The organism is Arcobacter acticola (genome assembly GCF_013177675.1).
GTDB classification, from domain to species: Bacteria; Campylobacterota; Campylobacteria; order Campylobacterales; family Arcobacteraceae; genus Aliarcobacter; species Aliarcobacter acticola.
This window is the reverse complement of the sequence record NZ_CP042652.1, coordinates 1357431-1376854: the sequence shown is the minus strand read 5'-3', so window position 1 is coordinate 1376854 and position 19424 is coordinate 1357431. Positions and strand designations below refer to the sequence as shown.

Sequence of the window (19424 nt, the reverse complement as noted above, 5' to 3'; positions counted from 1 at the left end):
TTATTACTATAAATCAAGCTCCTAAAATAGGAGCTTAATTACTATTTTTGAACTAATCTATCAATCCAAGCACTAACAGGTGTTACCATTTTTTGTAATACAATACTTATTAAAATAAATGCGACTAACCATGCAAGAACAGCAGCCCAAGCTGGCATATAACTAAAGAAAATATCATATCTTCCAATTAATGGCCAGTGAATCAAATAAACTTCAAATGAATAAAGCCCATAAATCGATAAAAACTTATTATCAAACTTTTTAAGTGAAAAAATCACGATAAATGCAAACATAATTACTAAAGAAGTAAATTGATCAACAAAATAACCTTTTCCTAATAAAGCCGTTAATTTAGGCCAATGATTCGCAGTTGTATGTAAAGACATATAAACTACAATAGCTAACATCACGACAATAATCACATAATGAATCATTGAATTTGATGCATTATTTCTAAAGTTTTTTAAAGTTGTAACTAACTTGTTTTCCTTATCTTTTGTTTCCATTAGTAGCCACGCAGCAACTATTCCTAATGGGAAAGCTAAAGTATGCAATCTATGAAGCCAATTATCACCCATATCTAATGGATTATAAACGCCTAATAGTGTTGCAATAACTGCTAGTATTAAAGCACTTAACCATGGTCTTTTTGTAGAAAATACAATAGGATATAAAGCATAAAACATTATCATCCAAGTAATATACCAAAAAGGTGAATTAACATCACCAAACCCAATTGCAGTTGGGAACCATCCTAAGAATGATTGAATCATGTAAGGTACTGGATAATTGATTTGTAAAAATATAGCATCTGCTGCAAAAATAAAAATTAAAGCAATCCAGAAAGGAATAAATATTTTTATTAATCTTCTTTTATAGAAGTCTAATACAGGCATTGGTCTTTTCAACATTCCAACACTTAATCCATATCCAGACATAAAAAGAAATAAGTCAACCCCAACTCCAGCAATTATTGATAGGGGAAACAAAAATTCAGCATTTGTCACAAGCATATATGCAAAGTGAGCAAATACAACAGTCAAAATACCTAAGCCTTTTAATTCCTGAGTTACAGAAATAGGGAAAATTTCTGTATGTTTTGACTTTCTAAAAGTCAAAAATAAAACTGCTATTAATACAGCAATAACAATCATATTTGATTCAGGAACATTAGTAATCGTAATAGGCATAAACCCTCCATTAAAGATTTAAATAATTCTTTATAATTATTTGGATTATATTATACCCTTTTTTATATTAATAGTATTACTATTTCTTATTTTATAAACTTGATTGACATTGACTCAACCTTGTGCTATAATTTCAAAAATAAAATTAAATATATGATAAAAAAATTTAGGATAGAAAATGGCAAAAAGTTTATATGAAACATTAGAAATTAATGAAAATGCAGCAGCAGATGAAATAAAAAAAGCTTATAGAAAATTAGCAAGAAAATATCATCCAGATGTTAATAAAGACCCAAGTGCAGAAGAGAAATTCAAAGAAATCAACGCTGCATACGAAGTTTTAAGTAATCCAGAAAAGAAACAACAATATGATCAACATGGTGATGCAATGTTTGGTGGACAAAATTTCCATGACTTTGCACGTGGTCAAGGACAAAATGTAGACCTTGATGAAATTTTAAGACAAATGTTTGGAGGTGGAGGTGGATTTAATAGATCTGGCTTCAATCAAGGAGGATTTGGAGGATTTGGAGGGTTTAGTGAACCTGACTTAGATACAAACGCACAAGTTACAATTGCTTTTGATGTTGCAGTTCTTGGTGGGAAACAACATATTACTTTAAATAATGATTCTTTTGATGTAAAAATTCCAGAAGGAATAGAAGATGGTCAAAAAATAAGAGCAAAAGGTAAAGGAAAATCTTATCAAGGACAAAGAGGTGATTTGATTTTAAAAATTAATGTTGCTTCAAGTACTGAATATACAAGAGATGGAGATACTTTAAGTAAGTATTTTGATGTGCCTTTAAAAGTTGCTTTATTTGGTGGAAAAATTGAAATACAAACTATTCATAAAAGTATTACTTTAAAAGTTCCACAAAATACAAAACAAAATCAAAAATTTAGAGTTAAAGAACTAGGTGTTCTAAATAGAAAAGCAGGAGTTAAAGGTGATTTATATCTAAAAGCAAATATTGTTTTACCAAAAATTGAAGACTTAGACGAAGAATTGGTAAAAGTATTACAAGATAAATTACCAGAAAATTAAGATTATGGAAACAAATAGCTATATAGAGCCTGTATATTTGATTTCAGCAGTTGCTGAGATATTAAATATTCATCCTCAAACATTAAGACAGTATGAAAGAGAAGGCTTAATAAAGCCTTCTAGAACAAATGGTAAGATAAGACTATATTCTCAAAAAGATATTGATCATATAAAATATGTATTAACACTAACAAGAGAATTAGGAGTTAACTTAGCTGGAGTTGATATTATTTTACAATTAAATAAGAAAATTGAAGAACTAGAACAAAATATACATTTATATAAAACAAAAATAAAAAATATCAACAATCTATCTATTGTTCCTGATTCAAAAGCTTTAGTAGTTCAAAAAACTTCATTTGACATTCTTATTGTAGAAAAAAAAACAAGCAAATAAAACCTTCCCATCTTAATAAAATGGGAAAGTTATATTTTATTTCTTTTTGATAATTACAAACTCAACCCTTCTAGATAAAGATTCATCTTCAACACCTTGCTTATAAATAAGCTTATCAGAAGCCATTCCATAAGGTTTTACATAATCATTTAACCAATCTTTATGTTCAATAATAAAATTATTCGGTATTGATGATACATAATCAACAACTTTGTTTGCTCTTTTTGTTGAAAGTTCTTTATTTTTAGCATACTTTTCATTTTCATTTTTTGCTGAAGAATAAACAGATGAAGTATGACCTTCTATTCTAACTTGTTCTATTTCATTTTTATAGTTATATAAAACATTTAAATATCTTGGAAAAAAATCATCCAATATTATCTTATAATCAGATGATAATTCACTACTTCCATGGGCAAATAACATATCAGTATTTTTAAATCTAAATATTAAACTACCCTCTTTTATTTCTGCATTCCATTTAACTAAGTCAGAATGAAATTCATTTTTCAAAGCATCGTATAATGTTAACTCAATAATGCTAGTTTCATTATCTATATTATTAGTTGAGGATTTTTCTTCTACTCTTTGAACTGTAATAATCTCTTTTTCTTCACAAAAAGATTTTATATCTGAAGATTCTAATATTTTAATCATTGCTTCATTATCATCAATTTTAGCGTAGTCTAAAGGAGATAATAAATTTCTATCTTTAACATCTTGTTTTGCACCATTACAAAGTAGAAGTTTAGAAATATTATCTGTTTTATTTCTCATAGATTCTAATAATGGTGTATCGCCATATATATCAAATGTATTTACAGATACTTTTTTATTGATAAGATATTCAGCAATATCATACTGATCAAATCTCACTGCTAAATGCAAAGCTGTAAAACCCGCTTTATCTTGAGTATTTAATAAAAACCCATCTGAAAGTATTTCTTTTACTTTATTTATATCTTTTGCTCTTACAGCATCATGTAAAGGGATATTACTAATAGTATCATTTTTCATTATAGGAGTTAATCGAATCTCTAATCTCTCATTTTGGACGCAAGATGTGAACAAAAGAGTAAATAGTAAACTTACACAATAAATTTTAAACATTTATTTCCTTTTTCTTATTTGCGTCATAATATCAAATTAAAGTTCTATATTTAATAAAATAATATAGTTATTTATTAAAAATTAATATTTTTATAATAATTGTTTTCAATATTTAGAATTTTCTGTTTTTATTTTCCTCTAAACTCTTTTGTATTTGTAGATTCAACAACATTTTTAGCTAATTCTGATGTTTCTACAGCAATTGTATTTGTATGATTTGCAACATTTGCATTTATTTGTGTTTGTTTATCTAAACTATTAATAGCATCACTAATTTGCTCTATTCCATATTTTTGTTCTTTTGATGCATTTTCAACTTCTGATATTAATGATAAAGTATTATTAATATTATCATTTAAATTATGATAACCATTTATCATTGAAGCTGCTATATCTTTCCCTTGTCTTGATTTTAAAGTAGCATTTTCAACTAATGCTTTAATTTCATTTGCAGCCTCTGCACTTCTTGATGCTAAATTTCGCACTTCAGCTGCAACAACAGCAAATCCACGCCCTGCTTCTCCAGCAGTTGCCGCTTCAACAGCTGCATTTAATGAAAGAATATTAGTTTGGAAAGCAATTTGATCAATAACACTAATAGCCTCATTTATAGCTGTTACTTGAGTATTAATATCATCCATTGAAGAAACTGTTTGAGTTGCAAGTTTTTCGCCCTCATTTGCTGAAACCGTTAATTCATTTGCATTTTTTGCCATTTGTGCAATATTTTGACTACTTAAAGCAATATTACTTGTAATCTCTTCAACTGCCGCTGCTGTTTCTTCAAGTCTTGCTGCTGCGTCATTTGAAGCTTTATTTAATTGGTCAACATTTTTTAATAATTGAGTAGAACCTTCATCTAAAGTTTGCCCATTTGTTTTATTTTCAATTAACATATTTGTGATGGCTTGGCCTAAAGCATTAATACCTTCAACCATTTGTTTTGATTCACCCTCTATTTCTTTAATATCAATAACACTTAAATAATTATAATTTGTATATTCATTTAATACTCTTAAAATTTCATTTATAATTTTTTGTTGAATATCTAACATGCTATTAATATTTTTTGCTAATATTCTAACTTGAGGATTTGCTGCTACTGATTTAACTCGACATCCGTAATAGCCTTTTTGAACCTTATCAAGAGTAATTGTAGCTTCACCAACACAAAGTAAATCTTTTTCTAGATTACCATTAATTGTATCTATATTCTTATTTACCATATCTGCTAATTGACCTAAATAACCTTTAGTACCTACTTTAATATATTCAATTTCATTTATCTCTTTATTTAAGTATTTCATAAATTGTTCTATACCATCGTTAATTTTTGAAAGAGCTCTATGAATACTTCCAATAAAAAATCGAACAAATAAAACTGTAAATAAAACTATAAATATCAATCCCAATGCGATAATATACATTCTATTCGTTTCTTCATTTATAAATGTATCAATCCTAGTATTAATATCTTGAATTACATAATCATCTATTTCTTTTAAAATATTGATTTTTTGAGTAATTGAATCAAACCAATATTTAGATTCTATATCAAATACTATATCTCTATTTTCAGAGTATGAAAGTAAGATATCTCTCATTTTTTGAACTTCTGCAAAAATAGGATTATTCATTTTTTCTTTTATAAAATTTTCATATTGATTTCCATAAATAAGAAATGTTTTAAGAAATAAATCTTGTTCATTTACTAAACTCAAAAATTTAGTATACATTCCAGGAGCAAAGGTTTTATTTGCGAAAGTTCCTGCACCAACGGCACGCTCAATACCTGATCTTTCTTTAGCCATTAAGAAATTATAATAAGCATTAAGGGAACCTCTAAAAATACCTTTTAAAGCTCCCAACTTTTACTTTTTTTGATTTTTAAAAAATCTCAGCCCAATTCTAACTGAACTTTACTAAGAATTTTGTGGAAATCACCCTAATATTTTGGATATTTCATCCATTTCCCAACTCTTTTCATATCAATTTTACCTTTTGTAATCTAACCATCTGTTCGTATCTGACTAAGTTGTAGGTAAGGTTCGTAAGTCCTATTGTGGACTTTATCCTATCTATTCCAATTGAGAGAAGATTAAGTGCATTATGCATTTGAGTTGTAAGTGTTCCAAATATATGTTCAACTCTTACTCTTGTTTTAGAGTGTTTATAATTTTCTTTATGCTGGGCATTGGTTAAGGGTTTGTTTCTGTAGGCTCTTTTGATAACTTTTGATTTCACATTTTTACTTTCGAGATATTGCTCAGTCTCTTCAGATTTATAAGCACTATCAGCATAGAGGGTATTATCATCTCCATCTATCAAATCTTTAACCACTTGTGAATCATGGGTTGAAGCTGGCGTCACTTCATATTTAGTGATAATTTTAGTTTTCTGATCTGAGGCTACATGATCTTTATATCCATATTCTCTTTGACCTCCTTTTGTTGTCCATCTTGCATCACAATCTTTTTGAGCTTTTTTATTTGGATTGTCTTCAAAGCTTTGTGGCATTTTATCCTCTTTGATTTGTTTATTTTCATCTCTTGTATTTCTTTGTTTGGGTACATTTACAAATGAAGCATCAACGATTGTCCCCTCTTTGGCAACTATTCCATTTGAGATAAGTTTAGAGGTAAATAGTTCAAATAATTTTTTGGATAAACCTTTCTCTTTTAGTTGCTCTTTAAACAACCATATAGTCTTTTCATCTGGTACATCATCACCGATTTGCAATCCTAAAAAATCTAAAAATGATAATCTATCTTTGATCTGAAATTCTGTTTGTTCATCTGAAAGATTATAATATCGTTGAAGTATTAAAATTTTAAACATTAGCAATTTATCGTATGGCTTTCTTCCTGCATTTGACTTTCTATCCTCTTTTTCTAAAGCTGATTCAATTGTTTCTCTAAACATCTCCCAATCAATAATCTTGTTTAGTTTTTGTAGCGGTGGTTGATGTTTATTGATTTTTTCCAATTGAAATTCGTAGTCAAATAGTCCTGCCATTTTTTAACCTTTGTACCTATATTTATATAGATATTTTAGCTAAAAAGTCCTACAAAAAGCCTTACATAAAGGGTTTTGTCGCTTTATTGCAAAGTATACATCATCAGTGATTTTATGAATATTTTCAATTTTTATGAATATTGACTAATTTTTAGAGGTGCCCTTAATATTATTTACAAGTTCAGAGTTATCTGCAATTAATGAAGTATTAGCTACAAAAATTAAAAAATCTGCATTCATATTTGTATAATATTCAATTGCTTTTTTTGTTTCAATTCCTAAGCTATCAACTTTAGATCTAATATCTTTAATATTCAATAAATCATTTACTGCTTTATCCATAATTTTTTTATTATTTGAAGAATATTTTTGAAAGGGGAAAGTAGCTAAAAAAGTATTAAACTCACTAATTCTAGCATCTGTAAGGGTTCTTTGTTTTAATAGATCTTCTTTAAATTTAACTCCCTTACTTCCTAAATAACCAGCACTTGTTCCTCTTTCTTTTTGTGTTTCATGTAATAAAAGTGATATTTTCGTATTTAATACCACTATTTCTTTGATTGATTCTAATTTGTTCTTTTTTTCATAAGAATCAAATAAAACGCTTAATGATAAAATAATAATAAATATTAGAGGAAATCCAGAGATTAATTTCATTTTATTTACAATAGATAATCTTTTTAAAGTTGTTATCATAGCAAATTCCTATTTCATTTTTTTGTATATGGCTGTATATTTATCAATCTCATCTTGAGAAGCCATTCTTCGGCATGAAATGTAAGCTTTGGAACCATCACAGGCAATAAATGGAAATACAGTTGCGAAAACCCAATAAAACTTTCCAGACTTTGTACTATTTTTCACAAAACCTTTCCATGGTTTCCCTTTTTGCACTGTTTCCCACAAATCTTTAAATGCAGCCTTTGGCATATCAGCATGTCTTACAATATTGTGTGGTTTTCCTATTAGTTCTTCAAGTTTATACTCTGCAAATTGACAAAATTCTTCGTTAGCATAACGAATAATTCCTTTTTCATCAGTTTCTGATAATAAAAAAGAATCAACTGAAAGTTTAAGTTCATTTGAATTCATAAAAGTTTCCTTTTTTATATGTTAATGTAAAAATAATAATTCTAAAGAGATAAAGTATACAATATTTAGAATATATTGTAAAGAATGATAACTTTCTAAAAATTCTTTGTCATCAAAAAAGTATTTTACATACTCTTTTTTATTTGGCATATGTTTTCTATGTCTTAAAATATTTAATCTAAAGAGGGTTTAATTAAAATAAAGCATATCAATATGATTTATCCATAATAGTTATAATATTCCAAGTGAAATGTAATTTAATATTTAAAAAAAGAAAACTTAAAAAGCTTAACAAAGCCCTTTAAATAATTAGCGACCCTAGAATGATTCGAACATTTATTTAGACAGAAATACTAACTGACAACAATTTTTACAATTCAAAAACTTATGAAACATAAAGATATAAAAATGACTTTACAATATGTCAAAGTAAGTTCCTATTAAAAGAATTTTCCTATTAAATAGTGTTATTTAAGCCTCAATCTTTTCATTCTATCTTTATATGATTCTTTATAAAACTCTTTTGCTTTAGGGCTTAGAAAAGATTTATCAATTAGTATCTCTACCTCTTGATATGAATCTTCAATAAATTTCATAATTTTATTAAATCTAATTTCAAGTAAATCTATATACTTAGCAAAAGTTTTAAAATCATCATAAGTATAATAACCATAAGCTTCATAAGTAGATGTATAATCATCTAATAAATCTATTGCCATATCTCCATACTTTTCATTTATATGAAATCTAGTATTTAATAAATCATAATTTGGTGTTAAAAAATATTCTATAGAATCTGCTTTACTATATAAAGAGAAGTTCTTAATATGAGCATCACCATTGCATATTAGATAATTTAAAATAATTCTTTTAAAAAAATCTTCTTGGGATATTATACTTGATGCTACATATTTTTTTATTATCTTTGCACAATCCAAGTAACTACAAGCATCATACTTATAGTTTTCTCCATGAGTTATAGGAGTAATACCCATAACTCCTGCAAAATCTTCTTGATCATATTTTAAATTTGAAAATTCATCGTAATCAAATCTTTTTGTTATATAAGCTAGTTCCCCATCACTAAATTTTATCAATCCACATGATGCTGTAGGAATTTTAAAGATATTCTTTGAAATAAGCATAGATAAATGTTCATTTGCAGCAATATCTTTTTCATTTTGAATATGTCCATCTCCACTTGGAATAGGTTTTAAAATATATCTTCCATTTGTTGCAGTTGGAATTAAATCTTTCTTTTCAAAAGTTAAAGAGATTTTGTCTTGTACTCCTGAGATTGACATTCTTGCAGATAGTTCAGCTCTTTTTTTAGTAAATTCAACTTTATCAAAAGTTAAAGGATTTGGCACAGTTCCATTAAAAAGTTCTTTAATACATTTTGGACAATAGTTATTTCTTAATTTTTTATCTATTGCTAAACAGCCTAAACATATCTTGTTTTCCATTTTATATCTCATCTTTTTCTATTGTAATAGAACCTATAGTGTTCTCTTTTGTTGTTAATAGTAATCTTGAAAAATCATCGTTCATATCAATTCTAAGCTCTTTGCATTGAATATCTTTTAGTTTACCTTCTGCTAATAAATTATAAAAAAAAGGAAATAAATATTTTGATGTAAACTCTTTTTTTTGTAAGGGCAAAGTCAAACTAATAGGTTTTGCATTTTCTTTATTTAAATACTCTTCATCATAAACAAAACTATAGCTATTTTCATCAAGCTTTTTAAGTAAACCAGCAAATATATTATTTCTAAAAACTTTTCCTTTTTGCATTATTTAATCTTTACTTTAATGTCTAATTCCATTCCTAGTACATCTAAAAGCTTTTCGAGTGTTTTAACTGTAGGATTTGCTTTTCCATTTTCAATATCTGAGATTGAAACATAATTAACACCAGAATAATCTTGTAAATCTTTTAGTTCAAGATTTAATTCTTTTCTTCTCTTCTTTATAGTTTTACCTATTTTTATAGTTGTTAGTTCCATTTTATACCTTAAGTATTTACTTTCATTTAGTATATAAGTTAAATATGGCTAATTATATATGTTATAAAATTAATATTTACTTTAAATTTAACTTATATACTAAATAAAAATCTAAAAATTATAAAGATTTTAAGAAATACTTAAATTTTAGTATATATATTAAATGAAGTAGTGTTAACTTTTTAAAAATACTAATTATCAACCCACTGACATTTTTGCAATATATTTCCATAAAAATGGTGGGATTTCCTGTTCTAATTCCCAGGTAATACTCATAGGTTGACTTCCATAATGAGATTTATAAAAAACCTTACCTAGACATACATATGTCATAACATTTTTATTTTCATCATGATTTGATTCTCTAACAAATAGAATTATATTTTTTTCATCTTGTTTATGAGTGATATAACTCTGACCTTTTAGCGATTCTGGTTTGGTACTATTTTGAGATTGCCAATGAAACAATTTTTCATTAATTGCATAATCATCATACATTGTAGTTGGAGAATATTTTTCTTCGGTTTTTTCTAAAGTTACAAAAAGAAGTTCTGTATTTTTATCTTTTATATCTAATACACCTTCCCGGCTACTAAATTTCTTATCAAAACTATGAACGCCAAAGCCAGCTAAAATCTGCTCTCTTGTATATCTTGAGTGCACTTTTATTGGTGTTTGAAAAGGAAGATTTAAATTATATTCAATATAGTTTATTTTTTCACTCAAGAGCTCTAAAATTTCTTTTAGTTAATTTGATAATAATTTATTTTCGCCGATATATTTTATTCCTTCCTCTAAATTGTCAAATAAACTTGCTTCTTGGAAAAAATCATAATACACCATAAGTGCCATTAATTTTTCTTCTTCACAATCTAAATTAAATTTAAAATCATTTTTAATAAGTTCTAAAATAAATTGAAAATATTTATAAGATTTAGTGAGTAATAATTTCTTTGTGATAGCTCGTACAAGCTCTTTTTCGTTTATCTCACTAAAATCTTTTACAACATTTGCCTCATAACATAACTTAGTAAAACTATCATTTTTATAAAGTTTTTCGAGTGTAATATGATTTACTTTTGTAAAATTTTTAATAGTGAGCGGTAAATTTGTGTAACTTTGAAAGTTTTGAATTTTATTAATAATTTTTCTTTTCCCAAGTATTGTTGCTTTTTTAATATTATTTAAAATATGTTCTTTTGCTTTTTTTTCTAGAACTATTGAGCATCCTAAAGGAAGATGTGGAAATTCATTTTCTATTTCATCTTTTATTGAAGTTGATGTTTTACCTATTAGACCTCTAAATTTTCCTTCAAAATCATATTCATCTCTTGCATTTCCTACAAAATCTAAAACAGTTAAGCACTCTTTATTATCAGCAAATCTAAGCCCACGTCCTAGTTGTTGTAAAAATACAGTTAAACTCTCTATCGGACGTAAAAATAAAACGGTATCAATTTGGGGAATATCAACTCCTTCATTAAAAATATCAACAACAAAAAGATAATTTATTTCTTTGCTTAATAATTTATATTTAATATCATTACGATTTTTATTTCCACTGATTAGATAATCTGCCCTCAATCCAGCTTTACAAAAATTCTCACTCATAAACATTGCATGTTCTTGTGAAACACAAAATCCTAAAGCAATAACATCATTTATATCTGTTAAATACTCTTTACATTTTAATAAAATATCTCCAACTCTTTGTCTTGTAGATAATGCATCACTCAATTGGCTTACTTGATATTTACCATTTTGCCATTTAATATTTTGTAAATTAATATTATCACTAATACCAAAATATTGAAAAGGACAAAGTAGTTTTCTATTTAATGCTTCAGGAAGTCTAATTTCAGCTGCAATTACATCACAAAAATCATTTAATATATTTTCGTTATCCATTCTCTCAGGTGTTGCTGTAAGCCCTAAAAGTATTTTTGGATTAAATTTTTCTAATATTGGGCGATAACTTTTTGCTGCAATATGATGAACTTCATCAATAATTATAAAATCAAAATAGTTTTGTGATAACTGAAGTGATTCAATATTATTTTGTAAAGTTTGAACTGATGCAAAAAGATATTCATAACTATTTGGTTCAATTCCATCTACCCATAATTCACCAAAATTATTATCTCTAAAAATTGATTGAAAAGTATCTCTTGCTTGAAGTAAAATCTCTTTACGATGTGCAACAAAAAGAAGCTTTGCTTTTTTATTTTGATTTTTAAATCTTTTATAATCAAATGCACTAATTACAGTTTTACCTGTACCTGTTGCAGCGACAACTAAGTTTTTAAAACGTTTGTGTATATTTCTTTGGGTTTGTAACTCTTCCAAAATCTCTTCTTGATAATGGAATGGTCTAATATCAAAAAAAGTAGAAAATCTATTTTGATTTTCTATAGAGTCATTTTTTAATGCTATTTGTAGCTTTTCTTTTTGTTCACCTGTAAAAAGTTCAAACTCTTTATCTTCCCAATATGTTTCAAAAGTTTTTTCAAATTTTTTAATGATATGAGATATTTCAGCTGTTGTAACTTTTAGATTCCATTCTAAGCCACTTGTTAATGCACTTTTTGAAATATTTGAAGAGCCAATATAGCCAGTGTGAAAACCAGTATTTCTAAAGAATAGATACGATTTTGCATGAAGCCTTTCATTTGCTGTATTATAAGAAACTTTAATCTGCGTATTTGGTAAGCTTGCTAAAAATTCAACTGCTTTTAAATCCGTTGCTCCCATATACGAAGTAGTAATGATTTTAAGTTTATTACCTTTACTTGTAAATTCACGAAGTTCTTTTTCAAATATTCTTATTCCAGACCATTTTATAAAAGAAACAAGTAGATATATTTTATCTGATGATAAAATCTCTTTTTTTATTTCACTTTCAAGTGATACACCTGCATTACTACCTGTAAAAAGTTCACTTTGAGTTAATCCAGTATATGGGGTAATTTCTTTTATATAATTGTCAAAATGTACAATATCTGAATCAATTTTTGGTAAAACTGCTTTTAATAGATTTCCATTTAAATCAACTATATTTTGAGTAAAGTCTTGTTTTTGTATTTCATTTTCTAAAATCAATATAATTTTATTAATAAGCTCTATTTGTTTTTGAATACTATCTTCACCACTTATTAAATCTAATGCAAATTTGATTATCTTTGCACAATAGTTTGTAAGTATTTGGGAAGCTTCTGCTTTTTGAATTTGTGATGTTTTTATATAAAATTTATCAATACATGTATTATCTATTTTTTCAGAAATAATTTTGTTTAATAGTTGTTCGTATAATCCTGCTTCAAACATTATAAAGACTCCATACTTCACCATTTATTTTGTAATTCCTATCAACTACAAAAAGTTTTATAAATTGAGACAATGATTCAAGTAAAGATGTTGCTTTTTGTAGTAATTGAATAGACTTGATAAGATGCTCCTTAGCATATTCATTATAATAATTTCTTCTGTAATTTATATTAATATTATTATAGCAAGTAAATGACTCGCAAATGACTCTTTTTTCTAAATTCATGAAATACTACCTGACCTATAAGTATTTGTTTTGGTATAAGATTTTGCTTACTGTGCAGTCCCTATACTCTACGGCTTAATATGGTTATTTTTGACATTACTTTATCCTCGACACTTAAGTTAATTTTTTAAAAAAATTTTGAATTAAAAGATTGAATTTATTTAGATATTTGTTAAGATGTTATTACTTTTTTAGCAATTCTTTTAGTCGCCAAACTAACAGGGAAGAATTGCTGAAGTACTCCTTTTTTCAAACATAAAAATATTCTCCAACATTTAAGTGGCTTTCATATTTTTATATTTAAAATTAAAATAGATTTTTTGATTAGTATTTAAAATTAGATTGTAAATTTGGCAAGTTACACATCTAATAAATACTTAGAGCTTAGCAAATCTATCGAGCGATAAATCTACAAAGCAGATATGTAGCTTGCCAAGCTCTAAATATTTATAGAGCTAGTATATAGGGTTTTGTGGGGAATGTAAATAAAAGAATTTTATAGTAAAATTCTTTTCGATATGAATTTAATTTAATTAAATTACCTTAAATAATTCGATATGCAGTAGTATTAAAAAGTAATAACTTAAAAAAATAAATTAATCTTTTAAATTCATGTAATATTAATAGTATGTATTTTCTATATAAGGGTATAAATAGGGTAGAAAAGATATTTAAAAAGAAAACTTAAAAAGCTTAATAAAGCCCTTTAAATTGATGGCGACCCCAGAATGATTCGAACATTCGTCTTCTGGAGGAAATCCAGACGTCCTTGGCCTCTAGACGACAGGGTCAAAATTGAGATTAAGATTATATTTTACTTTGTGTTTGTTTTTGCTTAAAAACAGTGTTTTAGGAGTTTTTCTATCTTATTTTCTTTAAAGTTCTTTTTGATAACTTGATTATTGTAGATGCTGTAGTTTCGTAAAAACCTTTTTTATCTTCTACTAGAATATCAGCTCCGATTGTTGCAAAATCTTTTTCAAACGTTTCTGCTGTTTTATTTGCAGAAGTTGAATATAAAATTCTGAATTTATGGATAAAGTCATAGAAATCTGAATCTTTAGGTACTACTCTAAATGACATTCCATTTGGATAGATAAATGTTGTTTTTTTACTATTTCTTACTTTTTTTCTAAAATTTTTAGGAATTCTTGTATTTTTACTTAATGTATCAAAAGAGTCAACTGTATTTAGTATTTTTTTTGTAAGTGGTCTTTGTTTCACAGTTGAGAGTTTCTCATCACTTGATGATGAGAACCCTACTGTTGTATCTGTTTGAACTAGATAGATTAAAGAAGAATCCATAAACTCTTAATCGTTTAAGAATTCTTGGATTGATTTTGGAGTTGAAACGTCATTTGTTTTTAAAACTTTTATCGCTTCAACAGATGCAAGTCCAGCTGCTACTGTTGTGAAATATGGAACATTCATTTTAAGAACTGATCTTCTAATCTCTTTTCCATCATCTTTTGATGACTCTTTTGCTTCGCTTGTATTAATTGCCATTGCAATATCACCATTTGCAAGTAAATCAGTGATATTTGGTCTTCCTTCACTAACTTTTAATACTTTTTCACACTCAATTCCAGCATCTGCAATAGCTTTATGAGTTCCACCTGTTGCAACTAGTGTAAAGCCATTTTCACTTAAACCTTTTGCAATTGAAGGTGCAAACTCTTTATCTAAATCACATAATGAAATAAATACTTTTCCATCTTTTGGTAAACTATTTTTTGCTGCACTTTGAGATTTAGCAAATGCCATACCAAAGTTATCAGAAATACCCATTACTTCACCTGTTGATTTCATTTCAGGACTTAAAAGTAAATCTGCACCAGTTAATTTATTAAATGGGAAAACAGCTTCTTTAACAGCTACATGACCTTTTAATTTTGGTTTTAAAACACCATTACCTTCTGTTACAATATCTTTATCATAAACAGCTAATGCGTCTCTTAAAGTTTCACCCCACATAACTCTAGTTGCAACTTTTGCAAGTGGCATTCCAGTTGCTTTACTTACAAATGGAACCGTTCTTGAAGCTCTTGGATTTACTTCAATTAAATAAATTTGACCTTTATGAATTGCATATTGAGTATTCATTAATCCAACAACACCCAAACCTAAAGCCATCTCTTTTGTTTTTGTCTCAAGCTCTTTTATTAGTTCATCGCTGATTGAAATTGGAGGTAAAGAACAAGCTGAATCTCCTGAGTGAATACCTGCTTCTTCAATATGTTGCATAATTCCACCAATGTAAACTTCTTTTCCATCACAAATACAATCAACATCAAGTTCAATTGCTCTATCTAAAAATTTATCGATTAATACAGGTGCATCATTTGAAACTGAAACCGCTTCATCCATATATTGTTTTAATTCTTCTGTTGAATAAACAATTTTCATTCCTCTTCCACCAAGAACAAATGAAGGACGTACTAGAACTGGATAACCAATTTTTTCTGCGATTTCTATAGCTTCTGTTACTTCTACAGCTGTTCCATTTTCAGGTTGTAATAATCCAATATTTTCAACAAATGCTGAGAATTTTTTTCTATCTTCTGCTAAATCAATAACTTCAGCTGTTGTTCCTATGATTTTTGCTCCTGCTTTTGTTAAAGCATTTGCAAGTTTTAAAGGAGTTTGTCCACCAAAATGTACGATTACACCATCTGGATTTTCTTTTTCAACTACGCTTCTTACGTGTTCAAAATCAATTGGTTCAAAATATAAAACATCTGAAGTATCATAATCTGTTGATACAGTTTCAGGATTACAGTTATACATAATTGTTTTTACACCCATTTCATTTAAAGCAAATGATGCATGTACACAACAATAGTCAAACTCAATTCCTTGACCGATTCTATTTGGTCCACCACCAATAATCATTACTTTTTTCTCGTTTGATTCAACTTTTGCAACTTTTGGTAGTTTTGAAATATTTGTAGTTGAGTATAAATATGGAGTTAAAGCTTTAAACTCAGCAGAACAAGTATCAACTTCATTGTATTCAAAATCTACATCTAAAGCTTTTCTAGCAGTATAAATATTTTCTTCTGTTTTACCAATCAAAGTAGCAATCATTTTATCACTGAAACCATTTGTTTTAATTTTTCTCATAAATGCTGCATCTGTTAAGATTGATTCATTTATTGAAACTTCTAAATCATGGATTTCTCTAAATTTAGTTAAGAACCATGGGTCAATTTTTGATAATTCGAAAATATCTTCATTTGTAAGACCTTGTCTCATACCTTCCATTAGATATAAAAGTCTTTTATCATTTGGTCTTCTAATTTCTTTTTTAATTAAATCTAAATCACCAGCAATTCTATCAAATCCTACAAGTCCAGTTTCTAGTGAACAAAGAGCTTTTTGGATTGATTCATTAAAAGTTCTTCCAATTGCCATTACTTCACCAACTGATTTCATAGAAGTTGTTAATGTAGATTCAGCTTTAGGGAATTTTTCAAAAGTAAATCTCGGAATTTTTGTAACAATATAATCAATTACTGGTTCAAATGATGCTGTTGTTCCTGTAATATCATTTTGAATTTCATCAAGAGTGAATCCAACAGCTAGTAAAGTTGCTACTTTTGCAATTGGGTATCCTGTTGCTTTTGAAGCAAGTGCTGATGATCGTGAAACCCTTGGATTCATTTCAATTACAATCATTCTTCCAGTGTTTGGACAGATTGAGAATTGTACATTTGAACCACCTGTATCAACACCAATTTCTCTAAGAATTGCAAAAGATGCATTTCTCATATCTTGATACTCTTTATCTGTAAGTGTAAGAGCTGGAGCAATAGTAACAGAGTCTCCTGTATGAACACCCATTGGGTCTAGGTTTTCAATAGAACATACGATGATACAGTTATCTTTATTATCTCTGATAACTTCCATCTCGTATTCTTTCCAACCAAGCATAGATTCCATAATTTCAATTTCATTAATTGGAGAGGCATCAATTCCAGCTTCAGCTAGTTTTTTAAACTCTTCCATATTATAAGCAACACCGCTTCCACCACCTGCTAGGGTAAATGAAGCTCTAGAGATTACTGGGAAACCAATTTCTTTTGCTACTTTCATAGCTTCTTCAACACTGTATGCATTTGCACTTCTTGGTAAATCCATACCAATTTTAATCATTGCTTCGTTGAAAAGATGTCTATCTTCACCTTTTTTAATAGCATCAGGATGAGCTCCAAGGAAAGCAACACCTTCAAGCATACCTTTGTCATACATCGAAGTTGCAACATTAAGTGCTGTTTGTCCACCCATAGTAGGTAAAATAGCATCAATTTTTTCTTTTTCAATGATTTTAGCAACTACAGCTTCTGTAATTGGCTCAATGTATGTTTTATCAGCAAATTCAGGATCAGTCATGATCGTTGCTGGATTAGAATTTATTAAAACAACTCTGTATCCTAGTTCTTTTAGCGTTTTAGTAGCTTGTGTACCTGAGTAATCAAACTCACACGCTTGACCAATAACAATTGGTCCAGAACCAATAAGTAAAATAGACTTTATATCTTCTCTTTTTGGCATAAAAATTCCCCACATATATTTTTATAAAATTTGGATAGTGTATCTAAAAGGGGCTTAAAATTGGGTTATATGATTATTGTTTAGTCGTTATTAATTTCACAGCAAGTGCTACAAATACAAAAGATGCTAGTTTATTTAATATCATTTGAGATTTTTCAGATTTATTAAAAACTTGAGATATACTTCCTGAAAGTAAAGCTATCATTCCAAAAATTATTATAGTTGCAAGTATAAATAATCCACCTAATAATATCATTTGAAAAGAAACACTTCCTAAATTTGGATTTGTAAATTGTGGTAAAAAAGCCAAAAAGAAAATAGAAACTTTTGGATTTGTTATATTCATAATAATTCCACGATAGTATAGTTTTTTATAATCAATGATTTTATTGTTTTTTGTATCTATTTTTTCACTTGGAGCTTTGAAAATTTGCCATGCAAGATATAATAAATATCCTGCACCTATAATTTTTAGGATTGTAAATGCTATTGCTGATGTTTGAAATATAACTGCAACTCCTAAAGTTACAGCTAATGTATGAAAGATAAGACCTGTACATAAGCCAAACATCACCATAATACCTGATTTTTTTCCTTGAAAAATCGATTGTGTTAAAACAAAAATATTATCAGGCCCTGGAACTAAAGCTAATAAAAGAGCCGCTGAAAAAAAAGCAAGTAAAGTTTCTATTGGTAACATCTAAATCCTATATTATTTTTATTAATCTATCTTATGCAACTGGAAGATTGAATTTTTTTGTATTTAAAACACCTTCACTATCAAAAGAAAGATAATATAAAATATCTTTTTTTACACTAAGACCTGCTAAATATCTAAGTGCTAAATTCGCTTGAAGTGAACCTATATGCATAACTATTGGACAAGCTATTCCGTTTGGTTTTCTATCATTTATTTGGAAAACAGCTTCATAAGATGCTTTTTCAAAGAAACAAACTTGACCATGAAACTCTTCAACACTACCATAAATCCATGCTTGATTGTTTTTCATGCAATATTCATTTATTGATGCTCGTGTTGGAAGATTGTCCGTTGCATCTATGATTAAATCAAACTCTAAACCTCTTGCAGCAAATTCATCAAAACCTTCTGTATAAGCTGTAACTTTAGTAAAAGGACATCTTGATTCTACTAATTCTTTTAAAACATTTGCTTTATATTTTCCATCATCTCCAACTTTGAAACCTATTTGTCTATGGATGTTATGAACACCAACTGTATCAAAGTCTATAAAGGCAAACTCCCCTATTCCAGAAGCTCCAAGAGCAATAGCTAAAGTACAACCTAATCCACCACTTCCGATAATAGCTACTTTTTTACCTTGCAAAGAGTCTTGTGTTTCTTGTCCCCAAAGCTTAATTTGTCTGTTGAAATATTCGTTAAATTCTTCATTCATAAGTTATTCCTTAGTATATTACTTTAGATTATTATTTTTATATCTTT

At 27.7% G+C, this 19424-nt stretch carries 17 protein-coding genes and 1 tRNA gene; 2 read left to right on the top strand and 16 right to left on the bottom strand.

Going from position 1 to position 19424, the window contains the following annotated elements; translation table 11 throughout:
* Positions 1 to 41 precede the first annotated feature (41 nt).
* The gene (locus tag AACT_RS07060) at positions 42 to 1190 is read right to left on the bottom strand and encodes an acyltransferase family protein (RefSeq protein WP_172126132.1); all 1149 of its coding nucleotides are present in this window, start codon (positions 1188 to 1190) and stop codon (positions 42 to 44) included.
* Between the two features lie 178 nt (positions 1191 to 1368).
* On the opposite strand from AACT_RS07060, the gene AACT_RS07055 reads away from it, so the two are divergent.
* Together AACT_RS07055 and AACT_RS07050 are read left to right on the top strand one after the other, a co-directional pair.
* On the top strand, positions 1369 to 2238 hold the full coding sequence (locus AACT_RS07055; RefSeq protein WP_172126131.1) for a DnaJ C-terminal domain-containing protein: 870 nt from the start codon (positions 1369 to 1371) through the stop codon (positions 2236 to 2238).
* A 4-nt stretch (positions 2239 to 2242) separates the two neighbouring features.
* On the top strand, positions 2243 to 2635 hold the full coding sequence (locus AACT_RS07050; RefSeq protein WP_172126130.1) for a heat shock protein transcriptional repressor HspR: 393 nt from the start codon (positions 2243 to 2245) through the stop codon (positions 2633 to 2635).
* A 36-nt stretch (positions 2636 to 2671) separates the two neighbouring features.
* Here the strand turns inward: AACT_RS07050 and AACT_RS07045 are convergent, their stop codons facing one another.
* The 15 genes from AACT_RS07045 to AACT_RS06980 form a co-directional block, all read right to left on the bottom strand.
* Positions 2672 to 3745 carry an ankyrin repeat domain-containing protein gene (locus tag AACT_RS07045; RefSeq protein ID WP_172126129.1) on the bottom strand — a complete coding sequence of 358 codons (1074 nt, stop codon included), beginning with the start codon at positions 3743 to 3745 and terminating at the stop codon, positions 2672 to 2674.
* A gap of 128 nt (positions 3746 to 3873) precedes the next feature.
* Positions 3874 to 5613 carry a methyl-accepting chemotaxis protein gene (locus AACT_RS07040; protein ID WP_228720551.1) on the bottom strand — a complete coding sequence of 580 codons (1740 nt, stop codon included), beginning with the start codon at positions 5611 to 5613 and terminating at the stop codon, positions 3874 to 3876.
* 115 nt (positions 5614 to 5728) lie between these two features.
* Entirely contained in the window at positions 5729 to 6760 is a 1032-nt protein-coding gene (locus AACT_RS07035) for an IS5 family transposase (RefSeq protein WP_172125441.1), read from the bottom strand.
* Positions 6761 to 6904: 144 nt separating this feature from the next.
* Positions 6905 to 7456 (bottom strand): nitrate- and nitrite sensing domain-containing protein, encoded by a 552-nt coding sequence (locus AACT_RS07030; protein WP_172126127.1) that lies wholly within the window; start codon positions 7454 to 7456, stop codon positions 6905 to 6907.
* Positions 7457 to 7465: 9 nt separating this feature from the next.
* Positions 7466 to 7852: a PAS domain-containing protein gene (locus AACT_RS07025; RefSeq protein WP_172126126.1), complete on the bottom strand. Its 387-nt coding sequence runs from the start codon at positions 7850 to 7852 to the stop codon at positions 7466 to 7468.
* A 467-nt stretch (positions 7853 to 8319) separates the two neighbouring features.
* Positions 8320 to 9318, bottom strand: a complete 999-nt coding sequence (locus AACT_RS07020; protein WP_172126125.1) for a type II toxin-antitoxin system HipA family toxin — start codon at positions 9316 to 9318, stop codon at positions 8320 to 8322.
* Position 9319: 1 nt separating this feature from the next.
* Positions 9320 to 9646 (bottom strand): HipA N-terminal domain-containing protein, encoded by a 327-nt coding sequence (locus AACT_RS07015; RefSeq protein ID WP_172126124.1) that lies wholly within the window; start codon positions 9644 to 9646, stop codon positions 9320 to 9322.
* A complete protein-coding gene (locus tag AACT_RS07010) occupies positions 9646 to 9858 on the bottom strand; it encodes a helix-turn-helix domain-containing protein (RefSeq protein WP_172126123.1) in 213 nt (70 codons plus the stop codon). The genes AACT_RS07015 and AACT_RS07010 overlap by 1 nt, the downstream gene beginning before the upstream one ends.
* A gap of 198 nt (positions 9859 to 10056) precedes the next feature.
* Positions 10057 to 10584: a DUF3427 domain-containing protein gene (locus AACT_RS15460; protein WP_216658231.1), complete on the bottom strand. Its 528-nt coding sequence runs from the start codon at positions 10582 to 10584 to the stop codon at positions 10057 to 10059.
* A 21-nt stretch (positions 10585 to 10605) separates the two neighbouring features.
* Positions 10606 to 13182 (bottom strand): DEAD/DEAH box helicase family protein, encoded by a 2577-nt coding sequence (locus AACT_RS07005; RefSeq protein WP_216658230.1) that lies wholly within the window; start codon positions 13180 to 13182, stop codon positions 10606 to 10608.
* Between the two features lie 941 nt (positions 13183 to 14123).
* Positions 14124 to 14199: transfer RNA gene (locus AACT_RS07000), tRNA-Glu, on the bottom strand.
* A gap of 70 nt (positions 14200 to 14269) precedes the next feature.
* A complete protein-coding gene (locus AACT_RS06995; RefSeq protein WP_172126122.1) occupies positions 14270 to 14713 on the bottom strand; it encodes a Sua5 YciO YrdC YwlC family protein in 444 nt (147 codons plus the stop codon).
* Positions 14714 to 14719: 6 nt separating this feature from the next.
* The gene (carB, locus tag AACT_RS06990) at positions 14720 to 17962 is read right to left on the bottom strand and encodes a carbamoyl-phosphate synthase large subunit (protein ID WP_172126121.1); all 3243 of its coding nucleotides are present in this window, start codon (positions 17960 to 17962) and stop codon (positions 14720 to 14722) included.
* Between the two features lie 73 nt (positions 17963 to 18035).
* A complete protein-coding gene (locus tag AACT_RS06985; protein ID WP_172126120.1) occupies positions 18036 to 18662 on the bottom strand; it encodes a LysE family translocator in 627 nt (208 codons plus the stop codon).
* Between the two features lie 31 nt (positions 18663 to 18693).
* Positions 18694 to 19377, bottom strand: coding sequence for a HesA/MoeB/ThiF family protein (locus tag AACT_RS06980; protein WP_172126119.1), 684 nt, complete (start codon positions 19375 to 19377; stop codon positions 18694 to 18696).
* Positions 19378 to 19424: the final 47 nt, after the last annotated feature.